Genomic DNA, 19,209 nt, shown 5'->3' with positions numbered 1-19,209 from the left:
GTGCCAGGCTCCCCGCTCCCCACGCTCGGGATGCTATCGGGTCACGCCCACAGATCCGGCCACCCGTGCCCGAGTTCGAGGACGAGCTCGCGCAGCAGGGGCATGCTCACGCCCACCACGTTGTGGTGGTCGCCCTCGATCCCGGAGATGAACGCCCCTCCGATCCCGTCGATCGTGAAGGCTCCCGCCACGTGGAGCGGCTCGCCGGTGGCGACGTAGGCGTCGATCTCGTCGTCACTCACCTCGGCGAAGTGGACGGTGGTGGAGCCGGTCGCCGCGGCCACCCGGCCGCTGGCCGCCTCGCGCAGGCAGTGGCCGGTGTGGAGCACGCCGGACCGCCCGCGCATCGCCCGCCAGCGGGCCCGGGCGTTCTCCGCGTCGGTGGGCTTGCCCAGGGCTTCGCCACCGAGCTCGAGCACGGAGTCGCAGCCGAGGACGAGCGCGTCGGGAGGTACGTCGTCCCGGCCGGCGACGGCCGCGCACTTGAGCTCGGCCAGCTGCAGCGCCAGCTCCGCCGGCGGCAGGTCGACCAGCTGGGACTCGTCGACCCCGCTCACGATGACGATCGGGTCCAGCCCGGCCGCGCGCAGCGTCGTACGACGTGCGGGTGAGGCCGACGCGAGGACGAGCGGTGTCCTCACAGGCGCTCCAGTGCCGCGCGGAGCGGGTCGAGGCCGAGCGAGCCCAGGTCGAGCGCGTCGCGGTGGAAGGCCTTGAGGTCGAAGTCGTCGCCCTGCCGCTCCTGGACGCTGGCGCGGGCGTCGAGCCAGATGCGTTCGCCGACCTTGTAGGACGGTGCCTGGCCGGGGAGGCCGAGGTAGCGCTTGACCTCGAACTGGATGAACTCGTCGTCCATCCGGCAGTGCAGCCGCATGAACTCCAGGCCCAGCTCGGGCGTCCACGTCTCGCCGGGGTGGAACGCGGTGCCGCCGGCGCCGAGCCGGTTGTCGGCGGGTATCTCCAGCTCGAGGTGCATGCCGATGTCGACGATGACGCGGGTGGCGCGCAGCGACTGGCCGTCGAGCATGCCGAGCAGGTCGGCGGGGTCGTCGAGGAAGCCGAGCTCCTCCATCAGCCGCTCGGCATAGAGCGCCCAGCCCTCGCCGTGGCCGCTGCACCAGCACATCAGCCGCTGCCAGCGGTTGAGGGTGTCGCTGCGGTAGGCGGTCTGCGCGACCTGGAGGTGGTGGCCGGGGACACCCTCGTGGAAGACGGTCGTGACCTCGCGCCACGGGTGGAAGGCCTCGATGCCGTCGGGCACCGACCACCACATGCGGCCGGGGCGCTCGAAGTCCTCGGACGGGCCGGTGTAGTAGATGCCCCCGTCGTTGGTCGGCGCGAGCATGCACTCGATGCGACGGATCGGCTCGGGGATGTCGAAGTGGACGTCGGCCATCTCGGCGAGGGTCCGGTCGGCGAGCGCCTGCATCCAGTCGCGGAAGGCCTCGCGGCCGTGCACCACGCGGGCGGGGTCGGCGTCGAGGTGGGCGACCGCGCCGTCGACGTCGGCGCCGGGCAGGATCCGGTCGGCGGTGGCGTGCATCAGGTCGGAGAGCCGCTGCAGCTCTGTCCAGCCCCAGGCGTAGGTCTCGTCGAGGTCGACCTCGGCGCCGAGGAAGTAGCGGCTGGCGAGGGCGTACACCTCACGGCCGACGCCTTCCTTGTCCTTGCCCTGCGGCTCGAGCTCGTCGCAGAGGAAGAGCCCGAACGACGCGGTGGCGGCGCTCGCCGCGCCGGCGAGGGCCCGCAGGTGGGTGGGGTCGCCGCCGTCGAGCCGGTCCACCAGACCGAGGTAGAAGTCGCCGGCCTCGCCGGTCTGCCCCGTCCAGCGGCGCACCTGCTCGGCCACCTCGGCGTACTGCCGTGCCGCGACGACGTGGCCCTTGCGGGCCTCGTCGGAGAGCGTGACGCGCAGCCCCTCGAGTGCGGACGGTACGGCGGCGAGCCGGGCCGCGATCGCCGCGACGGCCGCCTCGCCCTCGGTCGGCATCAGGTCGAAGACGCCCCGGATCTCGTGCAGCGGGCTCCACAGCACCGACATCCGCGACCGGTTGACCCCGGCCTCCTCGAGCTCGATCTCGAGGCGCGTCCGCTCCAGGAAGGCGTCCCTGGCCGCCGCCTCGCGGTCGTCGACCGGCGTGGCCGCCTCGACGGCCGCGACGGCCTCCCGCGCCAGCGCCTCGCGCGCGTCGAAGCCGGCGGGGGAGTAGTCGGTCATCTCGTGCTCGTGGCCGGCCACCCCGATCGAGGTGGCGGTCAGCGGGTCGAGGGCGCAGAAGTCGTCGACGTAGGCGTTGCAGAGAGCATCGATGCGGCGTTCGGTCACGAAGCCGACCCTAGTCGCCGCGGCTGGGGCGACAGTGGAGCCCGGCGACGCCAGGTCCGTCCGGGGACTCCACTGTCGACCGTGCATCCCGCGCCGCAGGATGGCGGCTGCCCGGTCCAGCCGCGCCGACGGAGCACCGTCGCCACCACGTGGGCCAGCCGGCACGGCTCGAGGACCTGTGCCCATCCGGCTCGCAGTGTGAGGTGGTCGTCGAGAGCAGAGTCGAGGTCGCGCTGGAGGTCCGCCCACCGGTCGACCGCGTCACGGTGGCCGAAGGCGCCGTCGAGCTCGAGCAGGGCCCGTTGGGCGGCGTAGCGGATGTCGCGCCACACGGTGCCGCTGGCCGTGCCCTGGCGGAGCTGGCGCTCGCCCTCGGGCAGTCCGTGTGCGCGCTCGACGTCGCGGAGGTAGCGCTGCTCGAGGACCGATCGGGTGCCTGCCGACACGTCGGCGAGCACCTCGGCCAGCATCGCCCGGCGGGGCAGTCGCGGCAGCCGTGCGATCACCTCCAGGAGGCGGGTCGGCGTGGTGAGTCCCTGGTGCACCGCGTCCGACAGCAGGGCGATCGCATCCCGCGTCATCCCGTGCGCGTCCAGCGCCGACTCCCGGTGCAGCGCAGCCGGCGCGCAGGCGAGCACCGCAGCCCACTGGCGCTGCGCGCGGGTGGGGCGGCCGGAGTGGTTGACGTAGACCCCGGGGTGGACCGGGACGAGCTCGCCGCGGCAGAGCAGGCGTCGTACGTCTGTGGCTGACGCGCCGAGGGGGCAGCGACGAGCTGGCGCCGATCGACGCCGCCGTCCTGCTCTCGCAGCAGACGGGCGAGGGCGACGGTGTCGAGGTCGCTCGTGGCACGTTTCGGCATCCTCCGAGGATCACCCGCGGCCATGGCCTGCACGACCCGCACCGGCCGATCTGTGGATGACGGGCGGCGACAGTGGAGCCTGAGGACGCTAGGTACGTCCGGGGGCTCCACTGTCGGAGGCAGGTACGTGGATCAGCGCGGCAGGCCGCTGGCGCGCCAGGCGCCGGCACCGCTGCGGTGCGACGGACGTACGCCGCGGGCCGGGTCGTTCCAGGCGGGGCGGGGTCGCTCGGGTGCGTCCTGCGTGGCCGAGCCCAGGGCCGAGAAGACCGCGACCAGGGCGGCGATCTCCTCGGGGGTGGCGTCGGTGTTGACGATCCGCAGGAGCGGGACGTTCTCCTCGTCGGCCATCAGAGGGGGATGTTCCCGTGCTTCTTGGGCGGGAGGGTCTCGCGCTTGGAGCGCAGGAGTCGCAGGGAGCGGATGATCTCGATGCGGGTCTCGTGGGGCGCGATGACGGCGTCGACGTAGCCGCGCTCGGCGGCGATGTAGGGGTTGGCGAGGGTGGTCTCGTACTCGTCGATGAGCTCGGCCCGCTTGGCCTCGACGTCGCCGCCCTCGTCCTCGACGGCCTTGAGGGTCTTGCGGTGCACGATGTTGGCCGCGCCCTGGGCGCCCATGACGGCGATCTGGGCGGTGGGCCAGGCGACGTTGATGTCGGCGCCGAGGTGCTTGGAGCCCATCACGTCGTAGGCACCGCCGTAGGCCTTGCGGGTGATGACGGTGATGAGCGGGACGGTGGCCTCGGCGTAGGCGTAGATCAGCTTCGCGCCGCGGCGGATGATGCCCTGCCACTCCTGGTCGGTGCCTGGCAGGAACCCCGGGACGTCGACAAAGGTCAGGACGGGGATGTTGAACGCGTCGCAGAACCGTACGAACCGGGCGGCCTTCTCGGAGGCGTCGATGTCGAGGCAGCCGGCGAACTGCATGGGCTGGTTGGCCACGATGCCGACCGGGCGGCCCTCGACGCGGCCGAAGCCGACGAGGATGTTGGGCGCGAAGAGCTCCTGGACCTCGAGGAACTCCTCGTCATCGAGCACCGCGGTGATGACGTCGTGCATGTCGTAGGGCTGGTTGGCGCCGTCGGGGATCAGCACGTCGAGCGCCCGGTCGCCGTCGGTGACCTCCATGTCCGGCACCTCGTCCAGCTCCGGCGCCGGATCGAGGTTGTTCTGCGGGAGGTAGGACAGCATCGCCTTGAGGTACTCGATGGCGTCCTCCTCGTCGGAGGCCAGGTAGTGGGCGTTGCCGGACTTGGTGTTGTGGGTGCGTGCGCCGCCGAGGTCCTCCATCGTGACGTCCTCGCCGGTGACGGTCTTGATCACGTCGGGTCCGGTGATGAACATCGCCGAGGTCTGGTCGACCATGATCGTGAAGTCGGTGACCGCGGGGGAGTAGACGTGCCCGCCGGCGCAGTTGCCCATGATCAGGCTGATCTGGGGGATGACGCCCGACGCGTGCACGTTGCGGCGGAAGATCTCGCCGTACAGACCCAGTGAGACGACGCCTTCCTGGATGCGGGCGCCGGCCCCCTCGTTGATGCCGACGATCGGGCAGCCGGTCTTCATCGCGAGGTCCATGACCTTGGTGATCTTCTCGCCGTAGACCTCGCCCAGCGACCCGCCGAAGACGGTGAAGTCCTGGCTGAAGACGCAGACCATGCGGCCGTTGACCTCGCCGTAGCCGGTGACCACGCCGTCGCCGTAGGGGCGGGTCTTCTCCAGCCCGAACGCGGTGGAGCGGTGCCGGGCGAGCTCGTCGAGCTCGACGAACGTGCCCTCGTCGAAGAGCATCTCGATGCGCTCGCGCGCGGTCCCGCGGCCCTTGGCGTGCTGCTTCTCGATCGCCTTCGCCGAGCCGGCGTGGACGGCCTCGTCGAGGCGGCGCTCGAGGTCGGCGAGCTTGCCTGCGGTCGTGTGGATGTCGATGTCTGCGGGGACGTCGGTGCCCTCACCCGGCTGTGCACTCACGCGATGGTCTCCTGGTCGCCTAGATCCGTCTGGTTCCGTCCGGCAATCTAGTGCCATGAGTGACTCGTCGGCATCGCGCCCACCCATCGACCCCGCCCGGCTCGGTGCGCCCGTGGGGTGGCGCATCGAGGTGGAGGAGGCGACCCCGTCGACCAATGCTGCCGTCGCCGCCCGGGCCCGCGCCGGGGAGGATCCGGGCCTCGTGCTGGTCACCGAGCACCAGACCGACGGCCGCGGCCGGCTGGACCGGGTGTGGGAGACGCCGGCGCGGTCGTCGCTGACGTTCTCGGTGCTGCTGCGCCCCGACGTGCCGCCCGAGTCGTGGTCGTGGCTGCCGCTCCTGACCGGGTACGCCGTCCAGGCCGCGCTCGCCGACCGGCTCCCCGACATCGCGCTGAAGTGGCCCAACGACGTCCTGGTCGACGGCGGAGACCTGGGCGCGGGACGCAAGGTCGCCGGGATCCTGGTCGAGCGGATCGACACCGCCAGCGGTCCGATGGCCGTGGTCGGGGTGGGCATCAACGTCGACCAGACCCTCGACGAGCTGCCGATCGCGCTGGCCACCTCGGTCGCGCTCGAGACCGGTGAGCCCGTCGAGCGCACCGGACTCCTCGGACAGGTCCTCGGCTCGTTGCACGGCCTCCAGGGCCTGCTCGACGACACCGCGGCCCTGCGTCGGGCGTACGCCGACGTGTGCGTCACGCTCGGGCGCACCGTCGACGTGCACCTGCCGGGAGGCGACGTACGTCGTGGCGAGGCACTCGACATCGACGCGACCGGGGCGCTCGTCGTCGGCACCGACGACGGCGCGTTCACCGTGGCGGCCGGCGACGTGGTGCACGTGCGCCCTGCCTGATCGTCGCGGCGCGGGCTGCCTAGTGACATGATCGGCGCGTGGCCTTCCCGAGCAACCTCCTCAACGAGGGCGAGCGCGTCGTCGTCTCCACCCGGACCCATCCCAAGGCGCTCATCGGGCCTGCGTTGGTGTTCGTGCTCCTCGTGGCTGCTGTCATCGCCCTGAGCCGGGTCACCGACTCCACGGTCGTCGGCGCCATCACCGGTGCGGTGGCGGTGCTGGTCGCGCTGTGGTGGGTGCTGCGCCCTGTCGTGCTGTGGCTCACCACGACCTACACGTTCACGAACCGCCGCTTCATCAAGCGCTCCGGCTTCATCTCCAAGGAGGGCCGCACGATCCCGCTGAACCGGATCAGCGGCGTCGACTTCGAGATCGGCGTGATCGACCGGATCTTCGGCTGCGGCACGCTCGTCGTCTCCGACGCCAGCACCGACGGCAGCGTCCTGCTCCACGACATCCCGCGGGTCGAGCAGATCCAGCTGCTGGTCGCCGACGAGCTCCACCGGTTGTCCGGTGGCGACCGCAGGGACGATGGCTCCTGACCGGACGCCGCGGGGTGGGTCCTCCGACCCGCCCCCGGACCGACCGACGGGGGAGCAGCTCTACGACGCCATCCTGAGGAGCGCGCCGGAGTTCAGCGCGCTCGAGGTCGCCGCCGAGACCGGCGTGACGATCGAGGAGACCCGTCGGTTGTGGCGCGCCCTCGGCTTCCCGGAGTTCGTCGGCGAGAAGGCCTACACCAAGGCCGACGTCGAGGCCGTCGCCACCTTGATGAGCTTCGTCGACGCGGGCGCCGTCGACTTCGACATGGCCGTGAACCTCACCCGCGGCGTGGGCCAGACCATGGCGCGGCTCGCGGACTGGGAGGTCTCCACGCTGGTCAGCCGGGTGGAGGAGATGGAGCGCGGCGAGGAGGCCACCGGCTCGCGCATCGGGTCGGCCCTGCGCCTGATCCACGAGGTCAACCCGCCGTTCGAGCGCCTGCTGATCTACTCCTGGCGTCGCCACCTGGCCGCGGCCGTCGGCCGCATCGAGGCGATGGGCGCCAAGGACGAGGACCTGCACACCATCGACGTCACGGTCGGCTTCGCGGACCTGGTGTCCTTCACCGCCTTGTCCAACACCCTCGACCGCGACGAGATCGGCGACCTCGTCGAGGTCTTCGAGAGCCGCTGCCAGGACGTCGTGGCGCGCTACGGCGGCCGGATCATCAAGAGCCTCGGCGACTCGGTCCTCTTCGTGACCACCACCGCCGAGGACGGCGTGGCCGTCGCGGAGGGGATCATCAACGTCATCGGTCGCGACGCCAAGATGCCCGACGTACGCCTGGGACTGGCGAGCGGTCCGGTGGTCCAGCGCCTCGGTGACATCTTCGGCCCGCCGGTCAACATGGCCGCCCGCCTGACCCAGGTCGCGCGCCGCAACCGGCTCATCGTCGACCAGAACACCGCAGACCTCCTGCCGGACTCCGAGTGGGAGCACCGGCGGCTCCCCGCCCGCCCGGTCCGCGGCTTCGGGCTGGTCGAGCCCGTGGCCGTGCGCCGGCACTGACGGGCGTCCGGAGGGACCTGGCCGTCGCGACGGGTGGACCAGACCAGTCGGCCACAATTCCCCCATAAGGACCACCTGAGGCGCGCCGCGTCCCTAGTTTCAGCGCGTGTTGGCTGTGCAGGACGTACGACTCGACCCCCTCACCGGACAGGTGTGGCGAGGCGAGCGCGAGATCAGGCTCTCGCGCAAGGAGTTCCAGCTCCTGCGTGCGCTGATGGCGCGTCCCGGTGACATCGTCACGCGCGGCGAGCTGATGGCAGACGTGTGGCAGACGTCGTTCTACACCAACTCCAAGACCATCGACGTGCACCTCGGCTGGCTGCGACGCAAGCTCGACGACGACCCGCGCCACCCCACCCTCATCACCACCCACCGGGGGCGCGGACTGCGCTTCGAGACCGCCGCCGACACGGTCGCCAGCTGAGCCTGCCGCCACCTTCTATAGGCTCCGGGCGTGTCCTCGACCGGTCAGCACCGCGCTCCCACGCTCGCCGTCATCGGGGGTGGCCAGCTGGCCCGGATGATGGCCCAGCCCGCGATCGCCCTGGGCCTGCCGCTGCGGCTGCTCGCCGAGGCCGAGGGTGTCTCGGCCGCCCAGGTGATCCCCGACCAGGTCGTCGGTGACTACACCCACCTGCCGACCCTGCGCCGGGTGACCGAGGGCGCCGCGGTGGTCACCTTCGACCACGAGCACGTGCCGACGTCACACCTGCACGCCCTCGAGGCGGACGGGATCGCCGTACGTCCCGGGCCGGACGCCCTCGTGCACGCGCAGGACAAGGCGGTCATGCGTCGCCGGCTCGCCGAGCTCGACGTGCCGTGCCCGCGCAATGCGGTCGTCACGACGCTCGCCGACGTCGAGGAGTTCGGCCTGCCGTGCGTGCTCAAGACCACCCGCGGCGGCTACGACGGCAAGGGGGTCTGGGTGGTGCGTGCCCTCGCCGAGGCGCAGGTCGCCTTCGACGCCGCGACCGCCGCCGGTGTGGAGGTGTTGGCGGAGGAGCTCGTCGACTTCCGCCGCGAGCTCTCCGCACTCGTCGCCCGCGCCCCCAGCGGCCAGGCCGCCGCCTACCCGATCGTCGCGTCCACCCAGCTCGACGGCATCTGCCACGAGGTGATCGCCCCCGCTCCGGACCTCCTGCCCGCCCTCGCCGGTCAGGCGCAGGAGATCGCCCTGCGCGTCGCCGGTGCGCTCGACGTCACGGGCATCCTCGCCGTCGAGCTCTTCGAGACGACCGACGGCCGGATCCTGGTCAACGAGCTGGCGATGCGCCCCCACAACACCGGCCACTGGACCCAGGACGGAGCCGTGACGTCCCAGTTCGAGAATCATCTGCGTGCCGTCATGGACCTCCCGCTGGGTTCGCCGGCCCCGCGTGCGCGCTGGACCGTGATGGTCAACATCCTCGGCGGACCCACCGACAGCGGCCGGCTCTACGACGGGCTGCCGCACGCGATGGCCCGCGACCCGCACCTCCGGGTGCACTTCTACGGCAAGGACCTCCGCCCCGGCCGGAAGGTCGGCCACGTCAACGCCTACGGCGACGACCTCGAGGACTGCCTCGAGCGCGCCCGGCACGCCGCCGCCTGGTTCCGCGGCGACCTCGGCAACGAAAGCGAATGAAGGCGAGCGTGAGTGACATGAGTGAGCAGGCGAAGGTCGGCATCGTGATGGGTTCCGACTCCGACTGGCCGGTGATGCAGGCCGCCGGCGAGGTCCTCACCGAGCTCGGCGTCGCGTGGGAGGCCGACGTGGTCTCCGCGCACCGGATGCCGACCGAGATGATCGCGTGGGGCCAGCAGGCCCACACGCGCGGGCTGTCGGTGATCATCGCCGGCGCCGGGGGAGCGGCCCACCTGCCCGGCATGCTGGCCGCGGTCAGTCCGCTGCCGGTCATCGGCGTCCCGGTGCCGCTGAAGTACCTCGACGGCATGGACTCCCTGCTCTCCATCGTGCAGATGCCCGGCGGGATCCCCGTCGCGACCGTCGCCATCGGCAACGCCAAGAACGCCGGCATCCTCGCCGCGCGGATCCTCGGCACCAGCGACCCCGATCTCCAGCAGCGCCTCGTCGACTTCCAGGCCGGGCTCGCCGAGACCGCCCACGCCAAGGGTGACGTCGTACGCCGGGCCGCCGCGGGCGCCGAGCGCCGGCTGGGGTTCTGATGACGACGCGATGGGGTGTCGCCGGCACCGGCGGGATGGCCGAGGCGTTCCTCGACGACTTCGCCGTCGTCCCCGACGCCGAGCTCGTCGCGATCGGCAGCCGCACCCTCGAGCGGGCCGAGGCCTTCGCGTCCCCGCGCGGCGTGGTCGGCATGACCTACGCCGACGTGGTCGCCGCGGACCTCGACGTGCTCTACATCGCCACCCCGCACCCCCAGCACCGCGACCTCGCCCTGGCCGCGATCGCGCACGGCACCCCGGTCCTGGTCGAGAAGGCCTTCACCGCGACCCTCGACGGCGCTCGCGAGGTCGTGGCGGCGGCACGGGAGGCCGGCGTCTTCTGCATGGAGGCGATGTGGACCCGCCTCCAGCCCGCGGTGGCCACGGCGCGCGAGCTGGTGGCCGCCGGCGAGATCGGCGAGGTCACCTCGGTGCACGCCGACCTCGGCGCCCACCGGCGCTACGACCCCACCCACCGGCTCTTCGCCCCGGAGCTGGGCGGCGGCGCCGTCCTCGACCTCGGGGTCTACCCCATCTCCTTCGCCCAGCACTTCCTCGGCACGCCCGACCGGGTCACGACATCGGGCACGCTCTTCCCCAACGGCACCGACGCCACCGCCTCGCTGCTCCTGTCGTACGACGACGGGCGCGGGGCAGCCCTCTCGACCTCACTGCAGGCGGCGACCGGCGTGCGGGCGACGATCATCGGCACGCGGGGCTCGATCGAGCTCGGCCCGGAGTTCCACCACCCGACACGCCTCGTGCTGCGACGCGAGGGGGACCCGGCGCAGGAGATCGACGCGCCGGCGCTCGGCCGCGGGTACTCCCACGAGATCATCCACGTCGGCGAGTGCCTGGCCGAAGGCCGCACCGAGAGCCCGCTGGTGCCGCTCGACGACACCCTCGGCGTGCAGTGGGTGATGCAGGAGGCCCTCGAGCAGCTCGGCATCACCCCCGTCGAGGGCACCGTCGACCTGTCCTAGGTCCCGGAGCGGCTCCGCCCCGGTCAGTCGGTCACCCGCCCCCGCAGCGACTTGGTCCGGCCCCGCTCCTTCTTCGCCTTGAGGCGGCGTTCCTTCGAGCCCCGGCTGGGTCGCGTCGGACGTCGGGGAGGCGGAGGCGGGGCGAGCGCCTCGCGCAGCAGGTCGGCCAGCCGCTCACGTGCCGCGACCCGGTTGCGGTGCTGGGAGCGGTGCTCGGACGCGGCGATCGACACCCGTCCCTCGGGCCAGCGGCGCAGCGCCCGGTTCCGCTGGGTCTCGGTGAGCGCTGCGGACGAGCGAACGTCGTACTCCAGCTCCACGCGCGAGTCGGTCGTGTTCACCGACTGGCCGCCGGGTCCGGGCGACTTCGAGAACCGCTCCACCAGCTCGGCCGCGGGCACGACCAGGCCGTCGGGCAGCCCGGGGCCGGAGGGGACGAGGAGGTCGCGCATACCGCCATTGTGGCTTGACGCAGGGCACGGTGACCCACCAGCGTCATGCCCATGGCGGACGAGACGGTGGGAGTGGTCGGCGGTGGCATCGTCGGCGTCGCGATCGCGCGCGAGCTGGTGCGCCGGCGACCCGGGACCCGCGTGATCGTCCTGGAGAAGGAGGACCGCCTCGCGGCCCACCAGACCGGCCACAACTCCGGGGTCGTGCACGCCGGCATCTACTACCGTCCCGGCACGCTCAAGGCCGAGCTGTGCACCCGCGGTCGCCACCTGCTCCGCGACTTCTGTGCCGAGCACGCGATCGCCTACGACGAGTGCGGCAAGCTCGTCGTCGCCGTCGACCGCGACGAGCTCGACCGCCTGGACCGGCTCGAGGAGACGGCCACGGCCAACGGCGTCCCGGGGCTGCGACGGCTGGCCCCCGAGCAGATCCGTGACGTGGAGCCGTACGCCGCCGGCCTGGCGGCGCTGCACTCCCCGGCCACGGCCATCACGGACTACGTCGCGGTCGCCGAGGCGATGGCGGCCGAGGTGACCGCCGCCGGCGGACAGGTGCGGCTCGGCGCAACGGTCGGCGCGATCGAGCGGCGGGCCGGCCAGGTCCACGTGCGGGTCGACGGCGAGGACGCACCCGTGGTGGTGGACCGACTGGTCGTCGCCGCCGGCCTGCACGCCGACCGCGTCTCCGCGCAGGTGGACGGCCAGGTCGGACCGCGGATCCTGCCGTTCCGCGGGGAGTACATGGCGGTCTCCGCCGCCAAGCAGGACCTGGTCCGCGGCATGGTCTACCCGGTGCCCGACCCGCGCTACCCGTTCCTCGGCGTCCACTTCACCCGCCGCGTCACCGGTGGGCTCGAGGTCGGACCCAACGCGGTCCTGGCGACCCGGCGCGAGGGCTACCGGCGCCGCGACGTCTCGGCCGCCGACCTGCGCGACACCCTCGGCTGGCCGGGCTTCTGGCACCTGGCCCACGCCCACTGGCGTACGGGTGCGAGCGAGGTGCGGGGGTCGCTGTCGAAGCGCGCCTACATGGCGAAGGCGCAGCGCTACGTCCCGGACATCGGTGCCGACGACGTGGTCCGCGCCGGCAGCGGCGTACGCGCCCAGGCCGTGGAGCGCGACGGGAGCCTGGTCGACGACTTCCGGATCACCAGCTCCGGCCAGATCACCTGCATCCGCAACGCGCCGTCGCCCGCCGCGACCTCCAGCCTCGCCATCGCCGCGCACGTCGTCGCGCTGGTGTGGGAGGGCTGACGCGGGTCAGCGACCGCGTCGGCGCCACTCGATGGCCGGGCAGGTGTCCATGACCATCGGCACGCCCGCGGCCGTGGTGCGCTCGAAGGCCGCCTCGTCGACGACGCCGAGCTGGAACCAGACCCCACCCGCACCGATGGCGACGGCCTGGTCGGCGAACTCGCCGGCCGCGTCGGAGCGGCGGAACACGTCGACCACGTCGATGGGGAAGGGCACCTCGGCGAGCGTGGCGTACCCCTGCTCGCCGAGGACGGTAGGGGCGTCGGGGTGGATGGGAACGATCCGCTTGCCGCTCTCCTGCAGCAGCGTGGCGATCGAGTACGCCGTGCGAGCGGGATTGTCGGAGAGCCCGACGACGGCCCACGTCTCGGCGTCGTCGAGCATCTTCTCGATGGTCCGGGGGTCCTGCCAGTCCGCGCTCACCCGGTCACGATAACGCTCGGCGCCACCGGTGCCGGGGCATGCGCCGCAGCGACGGTTACCCGTTGGTAGTCGGACGGGTGTGGCGGATGTGCAGGAGGGGTCACATGTGATGGGATGACCACCGTCACACTTTTCCACGGAGGGAAACCACCCCATGCCCCACACTGCATCCCGGCGCCTCGGCGCCCTCGCTGCTGCCGGCGCGCTGAGCGCCGGTGCGCTCGTCGCCCTGGCGGCGCCGGCAGCCCAGGCGGCCACCGCGGCCACCACCTACACCTGCACCTTCCCGAGCCTCGGCGCCCGGGACATCCCGGTGTCGATCACCGCCACGCTGCCCGCGGCCGCCAACGCCGGCCTCGACGCCCCGGCCATCCCGGTGCTGCTCAGCGTGACGCTCCCCGGCGACGTCGTCGACGCCGCCAAGGGCCTGTTCGGTGCGACCACCATCGGTGGCTTCTCCAACGACATGGTGGCGTCCCTGGACGAGCTGTCGTCCTCCGACGCCGCCGCCCTGCCGCTGCAGAACGCCCGGTTCCCGCAGACCGCGGTGCCCACGACGGCCAACACCCCGCTGACGCTCAACACGCCGAACCCGGTCACCACCGCGGGTGCCGTGCCGGCCTCCACCGTGCCGGTCAACCTGCCCGGTGCCGGCACCTACGACATCGTGGTCCCCTCGGCGTTCAAGTTCACCGCCACCAAGCAGGGCGACGTGACGATGCTGGCCGACGTGCCGTGCGCCCTCAAGGCGGGCTCGCCGACGAGCCTGGGCTCGATCGTCCTGGCCGAGAACGAGTCGACCACCGTGGCGACGCCGACCAAGAAGGTCACCCCGCTGGGCAAGAAGACCAAGCTCAAGGTCGTCGTCGAGGCCGCCAACGAGGTCCCGACCGGCAAGGTCAAGGTGATGCTCGGCAAGAAGACGCTCGGCAAGGGCGTGCTCAACGCCAAGGGCAAGGTCAAGGTCGAGCTCAAGAAGGCCCTCCCGGCCGGCAAGACCAAGGTCAAGGTGCTCTACCTCGGTGACGACTTCACCGAGAAGTCCAAGGACAAGAAGGTCGTGATCAAGGTCCGCTGACCCGGACCCGCGGCCTGGACGCCCGGTCGGTGCCTCGGCACCGGCCGGGCGTTCGTCGTACGGCACCCTCGCCGCACCCCGGTGGCGGGGTGGTCCTCGCCACACTGCAGACCCCTCCTCCGCAAAGCATGGACGTCCTACAATTCCGGCCATGAGCGACTTCCCGATGTACGCCCTCTCCGAGGAGCACCAGGCCATTCGCGAGGCCGTCCGCGCCGTCGCCGACGCGAAGATCGCGCCGTTCGCGGCCGTGGTGGACGAGGAGGCGCGCTACCCGCACGAGGCGGCCGCCGCGCTGCTCGCGTCGGACTTCCACGCCCCGCACGTGCCGGAGGCGTACGGCGGTGCCGGGGCCGACGCGCTCGCCACCGTCCTGGTCATCGAGGAGGTCGCCCGGGCGTGCGTCAGCTCGAGCCTGATCCCGGCGGTCAACAAGCTCGGCTCGCTGCCGGTGATGATCGCGGGCTCGGAGGAGCTCAAGGCGACCTACCTGACCAAGCTGGCGAGGGGCGAGGGCGGCTTCTCCTACTGCCTCTCCGAGCCCGACGCCGGCTCCGATGCCGGTGGCATGAAGACCCGCGCGGTCCGCGACGGTGACGAGTGGGTCATCGACGGGGTGAAGCGCTGGATCACCAACGCCGGCGAGTCGGAGTTCTACACGGTCATGGCCGTGACCGACACGGAGAAGAAGACCCGCGGCGGCATCTCGGCCTTCGTGGTGGAGAAGTCCGACGAGGGCGTCTCCTTCGGTGCGCCGGAGAAGAAGCTCGGCATCAAGGGCTCGCCGACGCGCGAGGTCTACTTCGACAAGGTCCGGATCCCGGCCAGCCGGATGATCGGCGAGGAGGGCACCGGCTTCGTCACCGCCATGCAGACCCTCGACCACACCCGCGTCACCATCGCCGCGCAGGCGGTCGGTGTCGCGCAGGGGGCGCTGGACTACGCGCTGGACTACGCCAAGGAGCGCCAGCAGTTCGGGAAGTCGATCTCCGACTTCCAGGGCATGCAGTTCATGCTCGCCGACATGGGCATGAAGGTCGAGGCCGCCCGCCAGATGACGTACGCCGCTGCCGGCCGGTCCGAGCGCGGCGACGACGACCTCACCTTCTTCGGTGCGGCCGCGAAGTGCTTCGCCTCCGACGTCGCGATGGAGGTGACCGTCAACGCGGTGCAGGTGCTCGGCGGCTACGGCTTCACCCGCGACTACCCGGTCGAGCGGATGATGCGCGACGCCAAGATCACTCAGATCTACGAGGGCACCAACCAGGTCCAGCGGATCGTGATGGCCCGCCAGCTCCTCAACGGGGTGCAGTCGCAGCTCTGAGCCGGGGGCGACCTCGTACGCTGGCCCGGTGACCATGTGCCTGCGCCGCGCCAGCCCCGCGCTGTCGGTCGCGGCGCTCGTCGTGCTCGCGGGCTGCTCCGCCGATGCCGAGACCCAGGTCGCAGCCGGCCACTCCCACGCCGGGGGCGGGATGGTCTCGATGGCCGTCGGCGACGGGACGCAGGTCTCCGAGGTGGGCTACTCGCTGGACGGGCTGCAGGTGCGGGAGAAGCCCGACGGCATCGGGGAGGTGCGGTTCCGCATCGACGACTTCGACGGCGACCCGGTCACCGACTACGTCGAGGAGCTCACCAAGGAGCTGCACCTCTACGTCGTCAACGACGACCTCACCGTCTTCCGTCACCTGCACCCCACGCGCGCGGACGACGGCACGTGGACCGCACCCTTCGACGTACCCGACGCCGGTGGCTACCGCGTCGTCACCGAGTTCGTCGCCGTCGACGACGGCGGCAACGGTGACCACGTGGTGCTCGGTCGCCCGCTCGCGCTGCCCCCCGGTGACCCGGGCGACCTGCTCGCCGAGGACCACGTCGTGGACGTGACGGTCTCGCAGGCGCCGACCGCAGGCCCCAACGGCCTGCTGCGGCTCGTGGTGCGCGACGCCGCGGGCAACCCGGTCGAGCTCGGCACCTACCTCGGCTCCTACAGCCACGTCACCGGCTTCCACACGGAGACCGGCGCCATGGTCCACCTGCACCCGCTCGACGCGCCCGACGTCACCGAGGACGGCTCCGAGCTGACGTTCCACGCAGACATCGCGGAGCCCGGAGACTACCGGCTCTTCGTCCAGGTGCGCGTCGACGGCTTCCTGCACACGGTGCCGGTCGAGCTCACCGTCGCACCCGCTCCCGACTCAGCGTGAGACGGTCAGCCTGACCGTCGTCACCGGGTTCTCGAAGCGGCTCAGCCGGATGCTCACCTGCACGTCCCACTCGCCGGGGCGCGGCACCACGACCTCGCCGCGGTAGGTGCCCGCGCCGGTCGGCGTCATGGTGACCTCGCCGATGTCGAGGCCGTCCGTGCTGACGGAGACCACCGGGTGGGTGGGTGGGTCGTAGGGCTCGCCGGCCGCGTCCTGCACCTGCACGAGGATCGCGTTGGAGCCCGTACGCCGCGGGTCCATCACCGCGAGGACGCGCAGGTCGCCGGCGGTCGCGGCCCCGACGCCCGTCGTGCCTGAGGCGGGCGTGACCGGCGCCGGGCGCGGGGACTGGTTGACGAGGAAGCCGGTGACGCCGAGGAGCGCCACCAGCAGCACGGCCTCGACCCGCACGGTCCGGGTGACTGCAGCAGCCGCTCGCTCGCGGTCGCCGAAGCCCACCGCCGCGTGCACCGACGGCAGGACCCTCCAGCGGTTCCAGCCGCCGATGCCGGCCACGACGAGTGCGATCGCGACCTTGACGAGGAGCAGCCGGCCGTACGACGTCTCGACCAGGCCCGTCCACGAGCCGACGATGCGCCAGGCCAGGAAGGTGCCCGTCGCCGCGACGGCGAGCAGCACGCCGCCGGCAAGGGTGGAGAAGCGCGCGAGGGTCTCGGCGGCCAGCGCCTCGCGACCGGCCAGGGCCCGGATCGTCAGCACGAGCCCGACGAGCCCCCCGAGCCAGACCGCGCCCGCGGTGACGTGCAGGACGTCGGCGGCGACCAGGAGTGCTGACGGGGTGAAGGCCCGGGAGTGGCCGACCAACGACGGGCCGGCGAGCGCGACGAGCGCGCCGGCGCCGACGAGCCATCGCGACCCCGCCCGGAGGACGACCCCCAGGCCCACGACGACGCACGCGGCAGCCAGCACCTCGTTGACGACCGCGCCGGGGTCGAAGGACGTCAGGACGCTGCCCAGCTCGAGACCCTGGCCGTAGACCGACGCCAGCGGGACCTGCAGGACCGCGCCGAGCGCGCCCGCCCCTGCGGCGTACGTCGTCAGCCGGCGGAGCCGGCCGCGCACCTCCGCGCCGGTCCAGGACCGCGGGAGGACGAAGGCGGTGAAGAAGGCGAGGCCGGCAGCCAGCAGCAACCCGAGGAGGGTGGCGACGGTGACCACGTCGCGCAGCACGGTCACGACCGCCGACGACGTGTCGGGCTCGGGGGGCGCGGCCACCGTCGCGCTCGGCGCGCCCACCGAGAAGGTCAGGGCTCCTGCGATCGGGTGGCCGTCGCCGGAGAGGACGTTCCAGGACACGACGTAGGTCCCGTCGGGCAGGTCCGCGGCCCCGGTGAGGTCGACGGTGACCTCCTCGCCGCTCGCGCCCGCGGTCGACGCGACGGGCTCGCCCTGCGCGTCGTAGACCGCGATCTCCTGCGAGGTGAGGCGTACGGCCTCGCTGAAGGTCAGCGTGACGGTCTCCGGTGCGGTCTCGACGACGGATCCCTCGGCCGGGTCGGTCTCGACGAGCTCGGCGTGGGCCGAGGCCGCCGCACCGTTGCCGAGCACGAGCGCGAGCGCGACCAGCGCAGCGGCGACCAGGGCCCACCCACGGGGGAGGGCCCGGTGCCACTGCGCCGGTCGCGCCCGTGACGTCACGGGGTGGAGCGCGTCCGGGCCAGGGCGATGCCACCCGCGAGGAGGCCGAGCAGACCGGCGCCGAGGCCGACCCAGCCGAGGGCTGCGGAGCTGTCGTCCTCAGCAGGGGCGGCGGCCGCGTCCTCGGTCGCGGGGGCGCTGCCGGACCCGGCGTCGGTCGACTCCTCGCTCGTCTGCTCGGCGGACTCCTCGGCCTCGTCGCCGTGGCCGCCCTCGCCGCTCGCGGGGAGGATCTCGAACGACGGCGCGGGGGACTCCAGCTCGTCCGCGTCCTGTCCCTCGGCCGCGACCTGGGTCCAGTCGGTCGAGCCCTTCTCGCAGGTCTGGATCGTCGGGAAGGCGAGCGTCTCGCCTGCGGCGTCCGGCACCTGGAAGGACAGCTCGAAGGTGTCCCGCTGGCCGTCGGGGAGCGGGGTGTCGGCGGTGTAGACGATCGAGGAGGTGCGCTCGGTCACCTCGTTGCCGTGGCCGTCGGTGAGCGGCTCGTCGAGCTGCTCGATGGTGGCCTCGAGGTCGTAGTAGGGGTTGCGGGTCGGTGTCACCGAGAGCACCGACTCGGGGATCTGGATCTCGATCTTCGTGGTGGGCGACGCCTCGCAGCCGTGCGGGACGCTGAAGGTCGCGATCGTGTAGGCACCCGCCGAGGCGTCGGACACGGTGGCGCCGACGTGGGCGCTGGCCGGTGCGACGAGGGACAGGGCGATGGCCGCGGTGGCGGCGGGGAGCACGCAGAGGCGCGCGAGGGTGCGGTGGGACATACGGGTTCTCCTGAGAGTGGTCGTGCAGGTCTGGGGTCGGCTGTGCCCACCCGGACCCGGACCGGGCTCAGGTGGGACGGACCGCCAGCGGTGGCCCGCGCCTCGGCGCGACCAGCAGGTGCACGAGCGAGACGCGGACCAGCACATCGGCGCGTCGACGGCGCAGCTCGGCGACCACGACGAGCTGCGGGTGGACGCGCAACCAGACGGCGTACGCCGCAGCGCGACGCCCGGCCCACCAGAGGACCGCGGTGAGCAGTGTGACGAAGACGTGGGCGGCGACCATCTGCCAGGTCCAGCCCTGGTCGGGCGACGCGACTGCGGCGTGGCCCGGGTGGAGCGTGTGCTCGGCGACCAGGCCGAAGGACTCGTGCAGGCCGAGCTGCGCCGCGCCGACGACCGGGAGGAGCGCCCAGAGGGGGACCTCACGGGTGAAGAGCAGCAGCCCGCCGGCCATCACGACCGTTGCCACGAGCGCGAGTCCGGGCCCGGTCGGCACCGTCCCGCCGGCCCAGGTGTGCGCGGCGAGGGCGCCGGTGACGACCACGACCGTCGCCGCGAGGGCGCGCGCCGGGGCGTGGGGCGCGCGCGCCTGCACCACTCCGGCCTCGACGGTCACGGACACATGGTCCCAGATCGTGCACCGGGCCGGGGTCGGGCCTCG

At 72.5% G+C, this 19,209-nt stretch carries 22 protein-coding genes; 12 read left to right on the top strand and 10 right to left on the bottom strand.

Translation table 11 applies throughout. The annotated features are described in order from the left end of the window. Nucleotides 1-41 precede the first annotated feature (41 nt). Genes BM127_RS15605 through BM127_RS21920 form a run of 3 tightly spaced genes read right to left on the bottom strand, consistent with a single transcriptional unit; the run spans nt 42 to nt 2,907 of the window. Nucleotides 42-641, bottom strand: a complete 600-nt coding sequence (locus BM127_RS15605; RefSeq protein ID WP_091199941.1) for a Maf family protein — start codon at nt 639-641, stop codon at nt 42-44. Continuing rightward, on the bottom strand, nt 638-2,326 hold the full coding sequence (locus BM127_RS15600) for a DUF885 domain-containing protein (protein ID WP_231263217.1): 1,689 nt from the start codon (nt 2,324-2,326) through the stop codon (nt 638-640). Before BM127_RS15600 ends, BM127_RS15605 begins: the two co-directional genes overlap by 4 nt. Next, nucleotides 2,323-2,907 carry a hypothetical protein gene (locus BM127_RS21920; RefSeq protein ID WP_139227754.1) on the bottom strand — a complete coding sequence of 195 codons (585 nt, stop codon included), beginning with the start codon at nt 2,905-2,907 and terminating at the stop codon, nt 2,323-2,325. Before BM127_RS21920 ends, BM127_RS15600 begins: the two co-directional genes overlap by 4 nt. A 3-nt stretch (nt 2,908-2,910) precedes the next feature. On the opposite strand from BM127_RS21920, the gene BM127_RS22345 reads away from it, so the two are divergent. Further along, nucleotides 2,911-3,078 carry a hypothetical protein gene (locus tag BM127_RS22345; protein WP_157829532.1) on the top strand — a complete coding sequence of 56 codons (168 nt, stop codon included), beginning with the start codon at nt 2,911-2,913 and terminating at the stop codon, nt 3,076-3,078. Nucleotides 3,079-3,320: 242 nt separating this feature from the next. Here the strand turns inward: BM127_RS22345 and BM127_RS15590 are convergent, their stop codons facing one another. Together BM127_RS15590 and BM127_RS15585 are read right to left on the bottom strand one after the other, a co-directional pair. Next, nucleotides 3,321-3,539, bottom strand: a complete 219-nt coding sequence (locus BM127_RS15590; RefSeq protein ID WP_091199938.1) for an acyl-CoA carboxylase subunit epsilon — start codon at nt 3,537-3,539, stop codon at nt 3,321-3,323. Beyond that, nucleotides 3,539-5,158, bottom strand: a complete 1,620-nt coding sequence (locus BM127_RS15585; RefSeq protein WP_231263218.1) for an acyl-CoA carboxylase subunit beta — start codon at nt 5,156-5,158, stop codon at nt 3,539-3,541. The genes BM127_RS15590 and BM127_RS15585 overlap by 1 nt, the downstream gene beginning before the upstream one ends. A gap of 55 nt (nt 5,159-5,213) precedes the next feature. On the opposite strand from BM127_RS15585, the gene BM127_RS15580 reads away from it, so the two are divergent. The 7 genes from BM127_RS15580 to BM127_RS15550 all read left to right on the top strand — a co-directional run bounded on the left by BM127_RS15580 (nt 5,214) and on the right by BM127_RS15550 (nt 10,714). Then, the gene (locus BM127_RS15580; RefSeq protein WP_091199936.1) at nt 5,214-6,014 is read left to right on the top strand and encodes a biotin--[acetyl-CoA-carboxylase] ligase; all 801 of its coding nucleotides are present in this window, start codon (nt 5,214-5,216) and stop codon (nt 6,012-6,014) included. 38 nt (nt 6,015-6,052) lie between these two features. Beyond that, nucleotides 6,053-6,556: a PH domain-containing protein gene (locus tag BM127_RS15575; RefSeq protein WP_091199935.1), complete on the top strand. Its 504-nt coding sequence runs from the start codon at nt 6,053-6,055 to the stop codon at nt 6,554-6,556. Then, nucleotides 6,546-7,565 carry an adenylate/guanylate cyclase domain-containing protein gene (locus BM127_RS15570; RefSeq protein ID WP_091200157.1) on the top strand — a complete coding sequence of 340 codons (1,020 nt, stop codon included), beginning with the start codon at nt 6,546-6,548 and terminating at the stop codon, nt 7,563-7,565. Before BM127_RS15575 ends, BM127_RS15570 begins: the two co-directional genes overlap by 11 nt. 106 nt (nt 7,566-7,671) lie before the next feature. After that, nucleotides 7,672-7,989 carry a winged helix-turn-helix domain-containing protein gene (locus tag BM127_RS15565; protein ID WP_091199934.1) on the top strand — a complete coding sequence of 106 codons (318 nt, stop codon included), beginning with the start codon at nt 7,672-7,674 and terminating at the stop codon, nt 7,987-7,989. 30 nt (nt 7,990-8,019) lie between these two features. Beyond that, nucleotides 8,020-9,189 carry a 5-(carboxyamino)imidazole ribonucleotide synthase gene (locus BM127_RS15560; RefSeq protein ID WP_091199933.1) on the top strand — a complete coding sequence of 390 codons (1,170 nt, stop codon included), beginning with the start codon at nt 8,020-8,022 and terminating at the stop codon, nt 9,187-9,189. A 17-nt stretch (nt 9,190-9,206) separates the two neighbouring features. After that, nucleotides 9,207-9,731, top strand: a complete 525-nt coding sequence (purE, locus tag BM127_RS15555) for a 5-(carboxyamino)imidazole ribonucleotide mutase (protein ID WP_091200155.1) — start codon at nt 9,207-9,209, stop codon at nt 9,729-9,731. Next, nucleotides 9,731-10,714, top strand: a complete 984-nt coding sequence (locus tag BM127_RS15550; protein ID WP_091199932.1) for a Gfo/Idh/MocA family protein — start codon at nt 9,731-9,733, stop codon at nt 10,712-10,714. Before purE ends, BM127_RS15550 begins: the two co-directional genes overlap by 1 nt. Before the next feature lie 23 nt (nt 10,715-10,737). Here BM127_RS15550 and arfB read toward each other — a convergent pair whose 3' ends face one another. Next, nucleotides 10,738-11,166, bottom strand: coding sequence for an alternative ribosome rescue aminoacyl-tRNA hydrolase ArfB (gene arfB, locus BM127_RS15545; protein WP_091199931.1), 429 nt, complete (start codon nt 11,164-11,166; stop codon nt 10,738-10,740). 51 nt (nt 11,167-11,217) lie between these two features. Here arfB and lhgO point away from each other — a divergent pair, with 51 nt between their 5' ends. After that, a complete protein-coding gene (gene lhgO, locus BM127_RS15540; RefSeq protein WP_091199930.1) occupies nt 11,218-12,420 on the top strand; it encodes an L-2-hydroxyglutarate oxidase in 1,203 nt (400 codons plus the stop codon). Between the two features lie 6 nt (nt 12,421-12,426). On the opposite strand, the gene BM127_RS15535 is transcribed toward lhgO, so the two are convergent. After that, nucleotides 12,427-12,843, bottom strand: a complete 417-nt coding sequence (locus BM127_RS15535) for a CoA-binding protein (RefSeq protein ID WP_091199929.1) — start codon at nt 12,841-12,843, stop codon at nt 12,427-12,429. Nucleotides 12,844-12,997: 154 nt separating this feature from the next. On the opposite strand from BM127_RS15535, the gene BM127_RS15530 reads away from it, so the two are divergent. The 3 genes from BM127_RS15530 (at nt 12,998) to BM127_RS15520 (ending at nt 16,128) form a co-directional block, all read left to right on the top strand. Then, the gene (locus BM127_RS15530; protein WP_091199928.1) at nt 12,998-13,921 is read left to right on the top strand and encodes a DUF6801 domain-containing protein; all 924 of its coding nucleotides are present in this window, start codon (nt 12,998-13,000) and stop codon (nt 13,919-13,921) included. A 151-nt stretch (nt 13,922-14,072) separates the two neighbouring features. Further along, nucleotides 14,073-15,245, top strand: a complete 1,173-nt coding sequence (locus BM127_RS15525; RefSeq protein WP_175507421.1) for an acyl-CoA dehydrogenase family protein — start codon at nt 14,073-14,075, stop codon at nt 15,243-15,245. A 28-nt stretch (nt 15,246-15,273) separates the two neighbouring features. After that, entirely contained in the window at nt 15,274-16,128 is an 855-nt protein-coding gene (locus BM127_RS15520) for a hypothetical protein (protein ID WP_101228791.1), read from the top strand. Here BM127_RS15520 and BM127_RS15515 read toward each other — a convergent pair. The 3 genes from BM127_RS15515 to BM127_RS15505 all read right to left on the bottom strand — a co-directional run bounded on the left by BM127_RS15515 (nt 16,120) and on the right by BM127_RS15505 (nt 19,164). Continuing rightward, nucleotides 16,120-17,787, bottom strand: coding sequence for a copper resistance CopC/CopD family protein (locus BM127_RS15515; protein WP_091199925.1), 1,668 nt, complete (start codon nt 17,785-17,787; stop codon nt 16,120-16,122). The genes BM127_RS15520 and BM127_RS15515 overlap by 9 nt on opposite strands. Further along, on the bottom strand, nt 17,784-18,545 hold the full coding sequence (locus BM127_RS15510; protein WP_091199924.1) for a YcnI family copper-binding membrane protein: 762 nt from the start codon (nt 18,543-18,545) through the stop codon (nt 17,784-17,786). The genes BM127_RS15515 and BM127_RS15510 overlap by 4 nt, the downstream gene beginning before the upstream one ends. Nucleotides 18,546-18,612: 67 nt before the next feature. Beyond that, complete coding sequence (locus BM127_RS15505) at nt 18,613-19,164, bottom strand: hypothetical protein (protein WP_139227753.1); 552 nt, start codon at nt 19,162-19,164, stop codon at nt 18,613-18,615. Nucleotides 19,165-19,209: the final 45 nt, after the last annotated feature.

Source organism: Nocardioides alpinus (genome assembly GCF_900112035.1).
GTDB lineage: Bacteria > Actinomycetota > Actinomycetes > Propionibacteriales > Nocardioidaceae > Nocardioides > Nocardioides alpinus.
This window is presented reverse-complemented; position numbering and strand designations above follow the sequence as displayed.